At 72.0% G+C, this 13,812-nt stretch carries 13 protein-coding genes; 5 read left to right on the top strand and 8 right to left on the bottom strand.

Going from position 1 to position 13,812, the window contains the following annotated elements; translation table 11 throughout:
* Positions 1–169 precede the first annotated feature (169 nt).
* A complete protein-coding gene (locus ACIP9D_RS03575) occupies positions 170–1,243 on the bottom strand; it encodes a hypothetical protein (protein ID WP_350870595.1) in 1,074 nt (357 codons plus the stop codon).
* Positions 1,244–1,503: 260 nt separating this feature from the next.
* On the opposite strand from ACIP9D_RS03575, the gene ACIP9D_RS03570 reads away from it, so the two are divergent.
* Positions 1,504–3,810, top strand: coding sequence for an LLM class flavin-dependent oxidoreductase (locus ACIP9D_RS03570; protein WP_350870593.1), 2,307 nt, complete (start codon positions 1,504–1,506; stop codon positions 3,808–3,810).
* A 30-nt stretch (positions 3,811–3,840) separates the two neighbouring features.
* Here the strand turns inward: ACIP9D_RS03570 and ACIP9D_RS03565 are convergent, their stop codons facing one another.
* From ACIP9D_RS03565 to ACIP9D_RS03545, 5 genes are all read right to left on the bottom strand, one after another.
* Complete coding sequence (locus tag ACIP9D_RS03565; RefSeq protein WP_350870590.1) at positions 3,841–4,368, bottom strand: MarR family winged helix-turn-helix transcriptional regulator; 528 nt, start codon at positions 4,366–4,368, stop codon at positions 3,841–3,843.
* Positions 4,369–4,431: 63 nt separating this feature from the next.
* On the bottom strand, positions 4,432–5,259 hold the full coding sequence (locus ACIP9D_RS03560) for a DUF72 domain-containing protein (RefSeq protein WP_350871132.1): 828 nt from the start codon (positions 5,257–5,259) through the stop codon (positions 4,432–4,434).
* A 176-nt stretch (positions 5,260–5,435) separates the two neighbouring features.
* Positions 5,436–6,719 (bottom strand): D-alanyl-D-alanine carboxypeptidase, encoded by a 1,284-nt coding sequence (locus ACIP9D_RS03555; protein WP_350870588.1) that lies wholly within the window; start codon positions 6,717–6,719, stop codon positions 5,436–5,438.
* Positions 6,720–6,795: 76 nt separating this feature from the next.
* A complete protein-coding gene (gene bla, locus ACIP9D_RS03550) occupies positions 6,796–7,758 on the bottom strand; it encodes a class A beta-lactamase (protein WP_400449328.1) in 963 nt (320 codons plus the stop codon).
* A gap of 101 nt (positions 7,759–7,859) precedes the next feature.
* Positions 7,860–8,480 (bottom strand): TetR family transcriptional regulator C-terminal domain-containing protein, encoded by a 621-nt coding sequence (locus ACIP9D_RS03545; protein WP_350870582.1) that lies wholly within the window; start codon positions 8,478–8,480, stop codon positions 7,860–7,862.
* 104 nt (positions 8,481–8,584) lie between these two features.
* Here ACIP9D_RS03545 and ACIP9D_RS03540 point away from each other — a divergent pair, with 104 nt between their 5' ends.
* Positions 8,585–9,301: an SDR family oxidoreductase gene (locus ACIP9D_RS03540; protein WP_350870579.1), complete on the top strand. Its 717-nt coding sequence runs from the start codon at positions 8,585–8,587 to the stop codon at positions 9,299–9,301.
* Between the two features lie 29 nt (positions 9,302–9,330).
* Positions 9,331–9,570: a 4-oxalocrotonate tautomerase family protein gene (locus tag ACIP9D_RS03535; protein WP_350870576.1), complete on the top strand. Its 240-nt coding sequence runs from the start codon at positions 9,331–9,333 to the stop codon at positions 9,568–9,570.
* Between the two features lie 67 nt (positions 9,571–9,637).
* On the opposite strand, the gene ACIP9D_RS03530 is transcribed toward ACIP9D_RS03535, so the two are convergent.
* A complete protein-coding gene (locus tag ACIP9D_RS03530; protein ID WP_350870574.1) occupies positions 9,638–10,684 on the bottom strand; it encodes an acyl-CoA desaturase in 1,047 nt (348 codons plus the stop codon).
* Between the two features lie 94 nt (positions 10,685–10,778).
* Complete coding sequence (locus ACIP9D_RS03525) at positions 10,779–11,027, bottom strand: hypothetical protein (protein WP_350870571.1); 249 nt, start codon at positions 11,025–11,027, stop codon at positions 10,779–10,781.
* Between the two features lie 223 nt (positions 11,028–11,250).
* Between ACIP9D_RS03525 and ACIP9D_RS03520 the strand changes: the two genes are divergently transcribed.
* Together ACIP9D_RS03520 and ACIP9D_RS03515 are read left to right on the top strand one after the other, a co-directional pair.
* Entirely contained in the window at positions 11,251–12,162 is a 912-nt protein-coding gene (locus tag ACIP9D_RS03520; RefSeq protein WP_350870569.1) for an NAD(P)-dependent oxidoreductase, read from the top strand.
* Positions 12,163–12,267: 105 nt separating this feature from the next.
* Positions 12,268–13,644: an FAD-dependent oxidoreductase gene (locus ACIP9D_RS03515; protein ID WP_350870566.1), complete on the top strand. Its 1,377-nt coding sequence runs from the start codon at positions 12,268–12,270 to the stop codon at positions 13,642–13,644.
* Positions 13,645–13,812: the final 168 nt, after the last annotated feature.

Genomic DNA, 13,812 nt, shown 5'->3' with positions numbered 1-13,812 from the left:
ACCGTTCGTCCTCCCCGTGGTGGTGGCGGGACCGGATGCGGCCGGCCGCGCCACCGACGCGCGCCGGCCGGTCCACGATGTACCGACCGAGCCTCGCCGAGCTTGAACAATAGACGTGACGCCCGGCCGGGGGAGGCCCGGCCGGGCGGGACCACGCTCAGGTGGCCGGTCAGTCGATGGTCGGCGGCGCGGTCCGCGCTGCCTCCTTGAGGGCCGCCGCCGCCGCGGTGTACGGGTTGTGGGCGTAGGTCCGGGCCAGGCCGGCCGGGACGGTGAAGTACTCGGCGGACAGCTTCGCCGGGTCGCTGGCCAGCTCCCCGCGGGCGGGCAGGTCATTGCCGTCGTCCCAGCCCCAGGGCGCGTTGGCCGAGTTGGACGAGCAGCTCCAGGTGTCCGAGCCGCAGTCACCGGAGGCGTCCCCGGCGAAGGTGCCGAGGCTGGCGAAGAGGCTCGAGTTCGCTCGCTGCGCCCAGAGGCCGCCGGCGGCGAAGATGTCGATCAGTTGGTAGCGCACGTCGCGGTCGTTGCCGTTGCTCGGCGTCTCGGCGACCGTCGACGGGTAGTAGATCAGGCCGTCACCGTTGATCGAGTACTGGGGATACGCCTTCAGGCCGTGGCCCTGCGCCTCCTGAGCGGTCACCGGGTGCGGGAACGCGTCGTGCGGCGACGTCTGGAACTGCAGGGTGCCGTCGACGCTCTCGCGGCCGCTGGTCCAGGTGCTGCCGGTCGGCGTGTACGAGTAGAAGTCGCTGTGCGCCACGGTGACGGCCGCCCGCAGGACGCCGTAGGTGGAGCCGTCGCGCTCGATCGCGAAGAGCACCCCCTCGCCGTCGTTCTCGTGCTCGGTCTCGAAGAACGGGTGGTCCGTCCAGTCCCGAGGGTGGAAGAAGAGGTACGTGATGTACCAGTGGGTGCTGGTCTCCACGACGGAGTAGTACGCGTGCGCGGCGAGCGAGGTGCCGGCCTGGCCCGTCCGATCCCAGTTGTTGCGGCCGTTCAGGTCGCCGTCGAAGTCGACCTTGGCGATGTAGTCGGACTGCCCGCCCAGGGCGTGGCTTCCGGTGGCATCGACGTCCTGGTAGTGGATGGGGGCCCAGCGGAGGGCGAGCTCGGCTCGGCTGACCGCGGCGCTCGCGGGGGCGGCTGCCGTGAGCTGCGCTGCCGCCAGCGTCGCCACTGCGCCGGCGGCCGTCAGCGCCTTCACCACCCGGGATCGCCAGGACTTGCTGCTGCTGTCGCGCATGTGTGCTCCTGCGTCCGAATTGACAGATCGCAATGGATCATCGTGGCCCCGGACACCGGGGGCGTGTCCGTCGAGAGAAGAAAGGATAGATGGATTTCGACGGATAGGGTCTCCCGCCGGCGGCCGAACGGGGCGCGGCGGGGCCCTGGGCGGCGCCCGTGCCGCACCGGGAATCACTCCGAGGCAAGATGCGTTGTTTGACAACAGATATGCCGCACAGAATTCATGTTCGATCAACGATGACAAGCGGGAGTGAAAAAATGCCCGATTACGGCCACGAACTCCTGTTCGGGACGTTCCTCACGCCGAGCGCACACGATCCGGACCGCGTCGTGACGCTGGCGGAGTTGACCGAGGCGGCCGGGCTGGACCTCGCCACCTTCCAGGACCATCCGTACAACGCCGAGTTCCTCGACACCTGGACGCTGCTGAGCTGGGTCGCCGCCCGTACCGAGCGGCTGCGGGTCTCCGCGAACGTGCTGAACCTGCCGCTGCGCCCGCCGGCCGTCCTGGCCCGGGCCGCGGCGAGCCTCGACCGGCTGTCCCACGGCCGGTTCGAACTCGGCCTCGGCGCCGGTGCCTTCCCCGACGGGGTCGAGGGCATGGGCGGCCGTCGGCTGACCGCGGGTCAGGGCGTGGCGGCGCTGCGGGAAGCGATCGACATCCTGCGCGGCGTCTGGGACGACGCCACTCCAGGGCCGCTGAAGCGCGACGGAAAGTACTACCCGATCCCGGGCATGCAGCGCGGGCCGGCGCCGGATCACGACATCAACATCTGGCTCGGCGCCTATCAGCCTCGGATGCTGGCGTTGACCGGCCAGACGGCCGACGGCTGGCTGCCGACCCTGGAGTACCTCCGGTCGCCGGACCGCGTCACCGCCAACCGGCTCATCGACGAGGCGGCGGTCGCGGCCGGGCGCGACCCGCGGCAGATCCGCCGGCTGCTCAACATCTTCAACGTCGACGTGTCGTCGCGCGACCGCGGCTTCCTGCAGGGCCCCGCCGAGCAGTGGGTCGACCAGCTCCTCCCGCTGGTGATCGACGAGGGGTTCAGCGCCTTCCTGATCGGCCGCGACGACCCCCGGATCATCCAGACCTTCGGGCAGGAGATCGCGCCCGCTCTCCGTGAGGCCGTGGCCAGGGAGCGCCAGGGGAGCGGGGCCACCACCGCACCGGTCCGGCCGGCCGTCGCCCTGGCCAGGCGCCAGCCTGGCGTCGACTACGACGCGCTGCCCGCGTCACTGGCCACCCACTCCGTCGAGCCGGGCGACCCGGAGTACGAGCGGGTGCGCCACTCGTACAGCTGGCAGGGCTCGCCGGCGTTGGTCCTCCGCCCCCGCGCCGCCGCCGAGGTGATCGACGCCGTGGCCTACGCGCGGACCCAGAACCTTCCGTTCTCCGTACGCAGCGGCGGGCACGGCATCAGCGGCCGTTCGACGAACGACGGCGGAATCGTCATCGACCTGTCCACGATGAACAAGGTCGAGGTGCTCGACCGGGCAACCCGCCGGATCCGGCTGGAGCCGGGCGCCCGCTGGGGACACGTCGCCCAGGCGCTCGCCCCGTACGGCCTGGCGATGAGTTCGGGGGACTACGGCGACGTGGGCGTCGGTGGGCTCGCCACCACCGCCGGCATCGGGTACCTGGTCCGCAGGTACGGCCTGACCATCGACCACATCGTCGCCGCCGAGATCGTCACCGCCGACGGCAGCCTGCTCCGGGTGGACGAACACCACCACCCCGACCTGTTCTGGGCGATCCGCGGCGCCGGCGGCAACTTCGGCGTCGTCACGGCCCTCGAGCTGGAGGCGTACGAGGTCGGCGACGTCGTCTATGCCCAACTCGTCGCCGACGCGACCGACACCGCCGAACTGCTCCGTCGCTGGGGCCAGCTCGTCGAGGACGCACCCCGGGAGCTGACCAGCTTTCTCTCCCTGTTCCCCGGTCGCCGGGGCAACCCGCCGATGGCCCAGGTCACCCTGGTCTATGCCGGAGACGACGTCGAAGCCGCGCAGGCCGCCCTGAGCCCGTTCCTGGAGATCGGGCCGATCCTCGACCAGCAGGCCCAGCTCGCGCCCTACCCGGCCATCGTCGCGCCGCCCGGCAACCAGCACCGGGGCCAGGGACTGTCCGACAGCCACAGCGGCCTGCTGCACCACATCACACCGCAGGCGGCGGAGGCCATGGCGACGATGATCCGCTCCGGTGACGTGATGATCATGCAGTTCCGGTCCGTCGGCGGTGCGGTCAACGACGTCGCCCGCGACGCGACCGCCTACGCACACCGGGACCAGAACTTCTCGGTGCTCGCCGCCACCGTCCCGGACCGCCGGGCCCGGCTCGACAAGTTCTGGGCCGACCTGTACGAGCACCTCGACGGCATGTACCTCAGCTTCGAGTCCGACACCAGCCCGGAGCGGCTCCTCGACGCCTTCCCCGAGCCCACCCTCAGCCGGCTACGTGCCATCAAGGCCACGTACGACCCGGAGAACATCTTCAACCGCAACTTCCCCATCCCGCCGGCAGGTGCGCCGCAGACCGGAGCGGAGACCGACGATGTCGCTTGATCACGTTGGGCAAGGCGCCGCCGCCCCGACTCAGCGCCCGGGTTGGTCGGGCGGGGAGAGGACGTCCGTCACCGCCGCGCACGGGTCCGTCCCGGGTGCGGCGGCCTGGATCGCCTCGGCGGCGCGTTCGGCGAACTCGCGGAAGGTCGCGCGCTCCTCCTCGGGCAGCCCGCCCAGCACGTGGTCCTCGGCGTGTGCGACCCGCCGCTCGGCGTCGGCGAGCACCGTCCGCCCGTGGTCGGTCGCCACGATGCGCCGGGCGCGCCGGTCGCGCGGGTCCAACCGCCGCTCGATGAGGCCGGCGTTCTCCAGGTCGTCGATCACGTACGTCAGGACACTGCGGTCGATCACCAGGCGGGACGCCAGCGCCCCCTGCGTCGGCACGTCCTCGTGCACGACCACGGCCAGGATGTGGTAGCCGCGGCTGCCGTGCGGCAGGTCCTTCAGCGCCTCCTCGACGTAGTCGTGCCAGCGGCGCAGGACCATGCCGAGGGACCAGCCGAAGTTGGAACCGCGCGCGCGGTCGGCGGGCAGCTCGCAATCGTCGGCGTCGGACACATCCCCGACCCTAGCAGGCAATATGTTGATCAGCAGACGTGTTGGCGTGCAACGAATAGCGGGTCAGAAGAGCGTCGACGGCCCGACCGGCGACGGCTCCGGCAGCGGCTCGACCTCGGGCAGCCGCGCCCGGACCTCGGCGTGGAAGTTGCGCGCGAGCTCGGGCGCGTCGGCGTTGTCCGGGGTGTGCACGAAGACCGTGGGTGAACGCCCCTCCCGCAGCCAGCCGGTCACCACGTCGAGCCAGGGTCGCCAGCCCTCGATCGTGCGTGCCGGGTCGTCCCGACCGAGGTACCGGACGATCGGACGATCGGTCAGCGCGCGAGTGCGCAGCGGCGTGCGTGGCTTCTTGGTCCACGCGTCCCGCTCCGCGTCACTGGTCGGCGGAGTGCGGAAGAACGCGGTGGTGTCGAACGGAATCCACTCCGCCCCGACTGTGCCGAGCGTGTCCTCCAGGGTCCGCGCCTCCCGGGGGTCGTCGAAGAAGGCCGGGTGGCGGACCTCCACGGCGTACCGGTGGGCGGTGGGCAGCCCGCGCAGGAACCGGGCCAGCACAGGTACGTCGGCGGGGCCGAACGAGCCCGGCAACTGGATCCAGAGCGCGTGCGCTCGCGGGCCCAGGGGTTCGATCGCGTCCAGGAAGACCCGCAGCTCCTCGTCGGCGTCGGTGAGCCGGCGTTCGTGCGTGACGACCTTCGGCAGCTTGAGCACGAACCGGAAGTCGGGGCCGGTCTGCGCCGCCCACGACGCCACCGTCTCCCGAGCGGGAGTCGCGTAGAAGGTGGTGTTCCCCTCGACCGCGGTGCACCAGCCGGCGTAGGCGCGCAGCCGCTCGTGGGCCGGCAGCGGGTGTTCCAGAAACCGACCCTGCCAGGCCTTGTGCGTCCACATCGCACACCCCACGTGCAGGCGCATCCGAGCCTCCCACCCCGCGCGACCGGGCGCGGAGCGACCCGCGCCCGGGTACGGTATCCGGCCGGCAGCCGTACCCCGGGCGCGCCCTCCCCGGCGCGGCACGCTCCGGCAAGCGGACCGGCGTGGTCCCGCGGCATGGTCGGCGGTGCGGGTCAGCGGCGCGCTCGGATCCGCTCCCAGGTGCTCGGCGGGTCCAGCCGGATGCCCGTGCGCAGCGTCGCGGCGACCGGGTCGGCATCGCCGGCGACCGCGCTGACCCGGCCGTGTTCGGCCCCGCCCGCCAGCCGCGCGGGTACGGCCGGGATGTCGACGTCGAGGCGTACCGGCAGGCCCGGCCAGCCCAGCACGGTCAGGTCCTGCGCGGCGTCGATGCTGGTGCTGGCGCCCAGTGGCCCGCGCACGGTGGCGACCTGATCACCGGCCCGGACGACCGGGTGCACCGCGATCGCGGCGGTGGCGGTGCGGACCAGCGAACGGGTCGCCCGGAACACCCGCTCCAACTGCACGGGAGTGTTGGCGCCGGGCTGCCCGAGGACGGCGCCCACGATGGTGATCCTCCGGTCACCAACCTTGACGACGGCGGCGAAGACCAGGCACCCACCGGCCTCGTCGGTGGACCCGGTCTTGATCCCCACCACGCCGTCCTTGCCGACCAACGAGTTGTAGTTCCGCACGGTGCCGGCGACCGGCAGGGTGGCCTTCTGCTGCGCCACGATCTCCGCGAACGCCGGCAGTTCCATCGCCTTGCGGGCGAGGATCATCTGGTCGACGGCGGTGCTCACGGTGCGCGGATCGAGCCCGGCCGGGTCGGTGTACCGGGTGTCGGCCATGCCGAGCGCGGCGGCCGTGTCGTTCATCTTGGCGACAAAGGCGTCGACGCTGCCGGCGTCCCAGGCGGCCAGGATCCGGGCCATGTTGTTCGCCGACGGCAGCAGCACCGCCTGGAGCGCCTGGCGTTCGGTGAAGACCGCGCCCGCGACGACCGGCACCAGGGACTCGCCGCGCGCCCGCTCCCGGGGGTACGCGGCGGCCTGTGCCGCGCTGACCGTGAGCCGCGGCCCCTGCTCGCCGCGCTTCAGCGGGTGATCGGTCAGGATGACGTACGCGGTCATCACCTTGGCCACGCTCGCGATCGGCACCGGGTCGCTTCCGCCGGACGTGCCGAGCGAGCCCACCCCCTCCACGGAGAGCGCGGCCTGCCCGGTCGTCGGCCACGGCATCGCCGGGGGCGTCCCGGCGATGACGGTCGACGCGGGCAGGGTCCGGGTGACGGTCGGCGCGGGCAACGGGTGACGTAGCGGTTCGACCGCGACGGCCCCGGCACCGGCCAGCAGCAGGATCAGCAGTCCGGTGACCAGTACCCGTGGGCCGCGGCGCCGGCTCGGCCGCTGCGGCGGGACCGGCTCGATCACCTGGGTCGTCGCGGCGTCCAGCATCGTGTGCTTCCCCCGATTGCCGCGCCGGCTCGCCGGCGCCGCGGTTGTAGGTGTCACCGGGCGGTTGGTGACCGGCTCAGGTGAGGGTGGCCACCACATAGGCGGTCGCCTCGGCAATAAGGGCCTGATCGTATTGGGCGTCTTCGGCGGCTCTGCTGGACATGACGGCGACGACGAGCGGCGTGGAGTTCGGGGGCCACACGACGCCGATGTCGTTGACCGTGCCGTGGTCGCCGGTCCCGGTCTTGTCGGCCACGGTCCATCCCCGCGGCACGCCCGCCCGGATGCGTCGGGCCCCGGTGGTGTTGCGTTCCAGCAGGTCGCGCAGGAAGGCCCGCTTGTCGGTCGGCAGGGCGTCGCCCAGCACGATCTGCTGGAAGTCGGCACCGAGGGCCCGCGGAGAAGTCGTGTCACGGGGGTCTCCCGGGACGGCCGACACGATGTCCGGCTCGATCCGGTCCATCCGGGTGACCGTGTCGCCGAGGCTGCGCGCGTACGCCGTCAGCTGGGCCGGCCCGCCGAGCTCGCGGAGCAGGAGGTTGCCGGCCGTGCCGTCGCTGTAGCGGACCGCGGCGTCACAGAGCTGACGGAGCGTCATTCCGGTGGCCACGTGCTTCTCGGTGATGACGGCACTCCTCATGAGGTCGCGCCTGCCGTACCTGACGACCGTGTCCAACTCCGCCAGTGGTTTCCGATGCAGGACGGCGGCCGCCGCGAGGGCCTTGAACGTCGAACAGAACGCGAACCGTTCATCCGCCCGGTGGGCGATGGTGGCGCCGGTCCCGGTGGCGAGCGCGTACACGCCCAGGCGCGCGTCGAACCTCCGCTCCAACTCGACCAGGCGGTCGTGGCGATCGACGGCCGGGGCGGTGGGGGGCGGGGAAGCGGAGGCCGGAGAAGCGGCGGGGGGAGAGGGGGCGGGCGGGTCGCCGGCCGCGCACCCGGCCAGTGGCAGCAGCGCTGCCACTCCGAGGAGGGTGCGGCGGGTGGCGCGAGGTTGCGATGCCCGAGGGTCGGCCGAGGCCGGGACCGTCGGCACCGTCCCGCCGGGCGGGTTGAGATTCTCCATCGTGGGTTACACGCGCGGGGGCGCGGCGATGGTTGCAGCCGGCCTCTCCGGCGCGACGGCGCCGGTGCTGCTCAGTCCACCGCGGCCCGTACCCCCGGCGGCACCTGGAGCAGGTCCAGGCTGTTCCGCCACAGCGTCTCGAGCTGAGCCGGGTCATTGAGCAGCTTCGCGAGCAGCGCGCGTCCCTCGATCTGGGCGACCATCGACCGCGCGGCCTCCCGGGTGTCGACGGACGGGCCGGCCTGGCCCAGGTCCTTCGCCTCAACGACCACCGCCTCGATGAGGTCGATCTGGGCCTCGAAGATCTCCTGGAGTCGGCTGCGGATCTCCTCGGCCTGGGTGCTGAGTTCGAGCGCGAGGTTGCCGAAGAGGCAGCCGACGACCCGACCGACCTCCTGCTGCCCGGTGCGCTGCACCTCCTCGGTGGCCTCGAAGAGATCCCGCAGACGCCGCAGTGGGTCGCGGTCGCTGCTGAGCAGCTCGACCCACTGCCGGCGCTGGCTCACCCAGTGCTCGTCGATCACGGCGAGCGCGAGCGCCTGCTTGGACTCGAAGAAGTAGTAGAAGCTGCCCTTCGGCACGCCCGCCGTCGCGCAGATCTCCGCCACGCCCAGCGCCGAATATCCCCGCTGCTCCAGCAGCGTCGCGGCCGCGTTGAGGATCTTGTTCCGCGCGTCACTCGTCCGTCCCATGCTTTGACGATACACGACCGGTCGGCTAGCTTTTTGTCGACCAGTCGTCTACTGGTTCGGAAGCCTCGGCCAGCAAGGTCCGCGGCGAGTCAGGAAGGGTCGTCATGAGCACCAGTCAGGAACAGAAGGTCGCAGTGATCACCGGTGCCTCTCAGGGCATCGGCGCCGGCCTCGTGCAGGCGTACCGCAAGCTCGGCTACGGCGTCGTGGCGACGTCGCGCTCGATCACCGAGGCCGACGACCCGGAGATCGTCGTCGTCCGGGGCGACATCGCGGACGCCGACACGGCGGAGCGGGTGACCAACGCGGCCCTTGAGCGCTTCGGCCGCATCGACACCCTCGTCAACAACGCCGGCATCTTCGTCGCCAAGCCCTTCACCGACTACACCGACGAGGAGTACGCGCTGGTCACCGGGATCAACCTCGCCGGGTTCTTCCACCTCACCCGGCGCGTCCTGCCGCACCTGGTGGCGGGCGGAGAGGGGCACATCGTCACCATCACGACCAGCTTCGTGGACCAGCCCAACTCCAACGTCCCGTCCGTGCTCGCGTCGTTGACCAAGGGCGGCCTCAGCTCCGCGACCAAGTCCCTGGCCATCGAGTACGCCACCCGCGGTGTCCGGGTCAACGCCGTCGCGCCGGGCGTCATCAAGACCCCGATGCACCCGGTCGAGACCCACGAGACGCTCGCCGGGCTGCACCCGGTCGGCCGGATGGGCGAGACCAGCGATGTCGTCGACGCGGTCCTCTACCTCGAGTCCGCGCCCTTCGTCACCGGCGAGATCCTGCACGTCGACGGCGGCCAGAACGCCGGTCACTGACCCCCAAAACTCGCAGAGAGGGCCAGACGATGCCGATCGTCACCATCCAGATCACCCGGGAGGGCAGCACGCCCGGCGCTTCCGCGGCGACCGCCGAGGAGAAGGCGGCGCTCATCAAGGGCGTCAGCCAGCTGCTGCTCGACGTGTTGAACAAGCCGTTGACCTCGACCTTCGTGGTGATCGACGAGGTCGAGACCGAGAACTGGGGGCGCGGCGGCCTCCCGGTCGAGCAGTTCCGACAGCAGCAGGCCGCGAACCCGCCGCGGTAGCGGGCCGGGATACCGGGGGAGCGCGCCGGCGCGGCTGGTGCGCCCCCTGCTCCGGTGTGGCCCGCGCTCAGCGGCTCCGGGTCTCCTCCGGCGCCCGCCGAGCGCCGACGGATCGCAGGTGGCTCAGCGCCTGCGACCAGGAATGCCAGAGCGTCGTCTCGTGGTAGGAGATGTCGTGCTGGGCGCAGAAGTCCCGGATCAGCGGTTGGGCGCGGCGGAGATTCGGCCGGGGCATGCTGGGGAACAGGTGGTGTTCGATCTGGTAGTTGAGACCCCCGAGCAGACCGTCCATGAACCACCCGCCGCGCACGTTGCGGGAGGTGAGGACCTGGCGCCGCAGGTAGTCGACCTCGTCGTCGGCGGCGAGGATCGGCATGCCCTTGTGGTTCGGCGCGAAGGAGCTGCCGAGATAGAGGCCGAGCAGGCCCTGGTTGACGAGCACGAACGCGACCGCCTGGCCGGGGCTCAGCACCGTCACCACGGCGGCGACGTACCCGCCGAAGTGCAGGGCCAGCAGCGTCGCTTCGACCGGTCGGCGCCTGATCCGGTCCCGCCGACTGACCATGGCCCTGAAGCTGATGGCGTGCAGGTGGACGGCTTCCAGCAGCAGCAGCGGAAAGAACAGCCAGGCCTGGTGCCGGACCAGCCACGCGCCCGGCCCGCGCTGCCGGCGCGCCTGCTCAGCGGTGAAGGAGAGCGGCCGGACGGCGATGTCCGGGTCCCGGCCTTCGGTGTTCGGGTGGGCGTGGTGCCGGTTGTGCTTGCCCACCCACCAGCCGTAGCTGATGCCGGTCATCAGGTTGCCATGGACGAGACCGACCAGGTCGTTGGCGCGCCTGGTGCGGCAGATCTGCCGGTGCCCGGCGTCGTGACCGATGAAGGCGGCCTGCGCGAAGATCACGGCGAGGGCCGCGGCGACGGCGATCTGCCACCACGACTCGCCGAGCCACCCGAACACAGCCCAGGTCGCGACGTAGCCGGCACCGAGCAGGCCGACCCGCGCCAGGTAGTAGCCGCGTCGCCGGTCGAGCAGGCCCGCTCGGCGCACCAGGCGGGACAGGTCCGCGTACTCGCTGCCGCCCTGACGGCTGGTGTCGACGGTGGTATCGCTCATGGTGACGGCTCCGCCCACTTTGGCAATCTCGGCCGGTCGATGCTCCGCGGCAGGGTTGGCGTCATCGCGGTCCGGGTCGGGTGCCCGCCCGCTCTCAGCGGGTCGGCCCGGCCGACGACGCGGCCGCGCTGCTACGGCTCGGGGCGGTGCCGGCCACCGGTGGCGCATCCACCCCCGCGCCGGCGAACGTGCCCGTCGGGAAGGTCGGAAGATCGGCGGCCGTCTGGTCACCGTCGGCGCGCCGACGAGCCGCCCGCGCGACGGCAGCCGCGGCCACCGCCGCGGTCAGCACCATCGCCGCCGCCTGCAACAGCCGGCCTCTCCTGCTCCGTCGACGCCTCATGCCGCTCACCCTCTCGTCGGATCCGTGCCTTCTCCATCGTCGGGGCTGCGGGCCGCCCGTGCCCCGCCGTTCGGCTCATTTGACCCGGTCGGGTCAGAACACGAGGTTTCCTCCACGCCCCCGCCGAGCCGGCGGTCGCCCGGACGACCGGATCGCGTGTCGTCCCCGCGGGTGGCCGTACCCCAGCTTCTGCGGCACGGCGCACCGCGGGAAGGATGTGGCCATGACCGATCCTGTTGTCGAATCCGCACTACCCAGGCGCGTTGTCGTCACCGGGGCGACCGGCAAACTCGGCCGCGCCGTGGTGCGGCACCTGCGCGACGTGGGCGTCGACGTGCTGGCGGTGGACCGCGCCGGCGGGCGGGACCCGCGCGACGTCGACGGCGAGTTCCTCCTCGTCGACCTCACCGACTACGGGCAGGTGGTGGAGGCGTTCACCGGCGGCGCCGACGAACACGCCGGCCGGGTCGACGCGATCGTGCACCTGGCGGCGGTCCCGGCACCCGGGCTGCTGCCGAACGCGACCACCTTCGCCAACAACTCCGCGGCGACGTACAACGTCTTCGCCGCGGCAAGGGCTGCCGGGATCAAGCGGGTGGTGTGGGCGTCGAGCGAGACGGTGCTCGGGCTGCCGTTCGACACCCCGCCGCCGTACGCGCCGGTCGACGAGGAGTACGCGCCCCGCCCGGAGTCGACCTACTCGCTGAACAAGGCGCTCGAGGAGGAGATGGCGCGGCACTTCTGCCGGTGGGACCCGGAGCTGGTCATGGTGGGCCTGCGCTTCTCCAACGTGATGGACGTCGAGGACTACGCGCCGTTCCCCTCCTTTGACGCCGACCCCCGACTGCGCCGGTGGAACCTGTGGGGCTACATCGACGCCCGCGACGGCGCCCAGGCGGTGGAGCGGAGCCTCGCCCACGACCAGCCCGGCGCCGACGTGTTCATCATCGCCAACTCCGACACGGTCATGAGCAGGTCCAGCGCCAGCCTGATGGCCGAGGCGTACCCGGGTGTCGAGATCCGCAAGGCGCTCGGCGAACACGAGACCCTGCTCAGCATCGACAAGGCCCGACGGGTGCTGGGCTACCGGCCCCGGCACTCGTGGCGGGACCACGCGGGCCCGGCGAGCCGCTGACCGGCGCGCGGGCCGGGTGGCCAGGACTGGCCCGGCCCGCGCCCCGCGGCCGTGCGAGGATCGACGGACAGTCATGTCGCCATCTCGCACCGCTTGGAGAGCAGGATGTCCCCCTCCCCGGCTCGAGTCTTCGCCGCGCTGAACGCGGTACGGCCACCCGACGAGGCAACCCCGCTCATGGACAAGGCCGTCGTCGTCGGTGGCAGCGTCGCCGGTCTGCTGGCCGCCCGGGTGCTGTCCGACCACGCGCAGAGCGTGGTCATCATCGACCGGGACGACCTGCACGTGGCCGGGGCGCGACCCGGCGTGCCACAGGGGACGCAGCTGCACGCGCTGCTGCCCGGCGGGCTTGTCCAGCTCGAGCAGCTGCTGCCGGGATTCCGCGAGCAGGCCGTGGCGCGGGGGGCGATCGAGGCTCCGCCCGCGACCAGGCGGAACTACCTCGACGGCCGGCGGAAGGTGGTCGTACCCGACGACGCCGACAGCCTGGCCGGCAGCCGGCCGCTGCTGGAGGGGCTGATCCGTCAGCAGGTGCTTCGCCTGCCCAACGTCAAGACCGTGACGGCCAGAGCCACCGGTCTGGTGCTCGACGGTGCGGTGACCACCGGGGTGCGATGTGACGTCGATGGCGTCTCCGGCGTGGAGAGCGGCGATTTCGTGGTGGACGCCATGGGTCGTTCGAGCAGGTTGTCCGAGTGGCTGGAGCAGGCCGGCTGGGAGCGACCCGTCACCCGGCGGATGACCGTCGACCTCAACTACGCGACGGCGCTGTTCCGCCGTCCGGAGGCAGACCCGGAGCTGACCATCGCGTTGGCGTTGCACAGTCCGCGGATGGGACTGGACGTGGCCGGGGCCGCGTTCTTCGCCATCGAGGACGGCCGGTGGATGGCCATGATGGCCGGCTACGGGGACAACCGTCCCGGGCGTACCGCCGAGGATTTCGTCCGCCGGCTGCGGGAGCAGTTCCCACCGGAGTTCGGCGAGGTCGCCGCGGGCGAGATGCTCGGCGACGTCCAGACCTACCGACACGCCGACAGCCGGCGGCGGGACTTCCACGCGCTGGAGCGGTTTCCGGCCGGTCTGGTCAGCGTCGGTGACGCGGTCGCGTCGTTCAACCCGGTGTACGGGCAGGGGATGACGGCGGCCGCCCTGCACGCGGCGGGCCTGTCGACATACCTGCGGTCGAAGCCGGACCTGGGCGTGCCCGCGCGCGAGTTCTTCGCCGTGCAGAAGGTCGTGGTCGACGCCGCCTGGTCGATGTCGACCTCCGCCGACCTGGCGCTGCCGCACGTCGACGGCCCCTACCCGCGCGGGTACCGGATCACCAGTTGGTTGAGCAATCAGATCGTCACGGCGACCGTCACGGACGTGTCGATCGCCCGGCGGTTCAACCAGGTCGTCTCCATGCGCGAGCATCCCAGCTCGCTGGCCACGCCCGGTGTGGTTCTGGGCGCCCTGCGGGCCAACCGGCGCGCTCGCTGACCTGATCCCGGCCGGGCGCCACCGATTCCACGCGCGCCTCCACGGGTTGCCGCCGACCCGGATCGGATCGGCGGCAACCCGTGCGTCGCCTGACCGCCGCCGGCCCCGGAGCCGGCCTGGACGGGCCGTGGTCGCGGCGAGCCGGGCGCGGCCGGCCCAGGACCTGAC

This window comes from Micromonospora sp. NPDC093243 (genome assembly GCF_044753725.1).
Taxonomy (GTDB): Bacteria; Actinomycetota; Actinomycetes; order Mycobacteriales; family Micromonosporaceae; genus Micromonospora.
Note: the sequence above shows the minus strand (reverse complement) of the source record. Positions and strands in the feature narration are given on the sequence as shown.

Bases quoted from the DNA above. Each gene is read 5' to 3' on its own strand.
- ACIP9D_RS03575 (WP_350870595.1), bottom strand. From the start codon at position 1,243: ATGCGCGACAGCAGCAGCAAGTCCTGGCGATCCCGGGTGGTGAAGGCG.
- ACIP9D_RS03570 (WP_350870593.1), top strand. From the start codon at position 1,504: ATGCCCGATTACGGCCACGAACTCCTGTTCGGGACGTTCCTCACGCCG.
- ACIP9D_RS03560 (WP_350871132.1), bottom strand. From the start codon at position 5,259: ATGTGGACGCACAAGGCCTGGCAGGGTCGGTTTCTGGAACACCCGCTG.
- ACIP9D_RS03555 (WP_350870588.1), bottom strand. From the start codon at position 6,719: ATGCTGGACGCCGCGACGACCCAGGTGATCGAGCCGGTCCCGCCGCAG.
- ACIP9D_RS03545 (WP_350870582.1), bottom strand. From the start codon at position 8,480: ATGGGACGGACGAGTGACGCGCGGAACAAGATCCTCAACGCGGCCGCG.
- ACIP9D_RS03540 (WP_350870579.1), top strand. From the start codon at position 8,585: ATGAGCACCAGTCAGGAACAGAAGGTCGCAGTGATCACCGGTGCCTCT.
- ACIP9D_RS03535 (WP_350870576.1), top strand. From the start codon at position 9,331: ATGCCGATCGTCACCATCCAGATCACCCGGGAGGGCAGCACGCCCGGC.
- ACIP9D_RS03530 (WP_350870574.1), bottom strand. From the start codon at position 10,684: ATGAGCGATACCACCGTCGACACCAGCCGTCAGGGCGGCAGCGAGTAC.
- ACIP9D_RS03525 (WP_350870571.1), bottom strand. From the start codon at position 11,027: ATGAGGCGTCGACGGAGCAGGAGAGGCCGGCTGTTGCAGGCGGCGGCG.
- ACIP9D_RS03520 (WP_350870569.1), top strand. From the start codon at position 11,251: ATGACCGATCCTGTTGTCGAATCCGCACTACCCAGGCGCGTTGTCGTC.
- ACIP9D_RS03515 (WP_350870566.1), top strand. From the start codon at position 12,268: ATGTCCCCCTCCCCGGCTCGAGTCTTCGCCGCGCTGAACGCGGTACGG.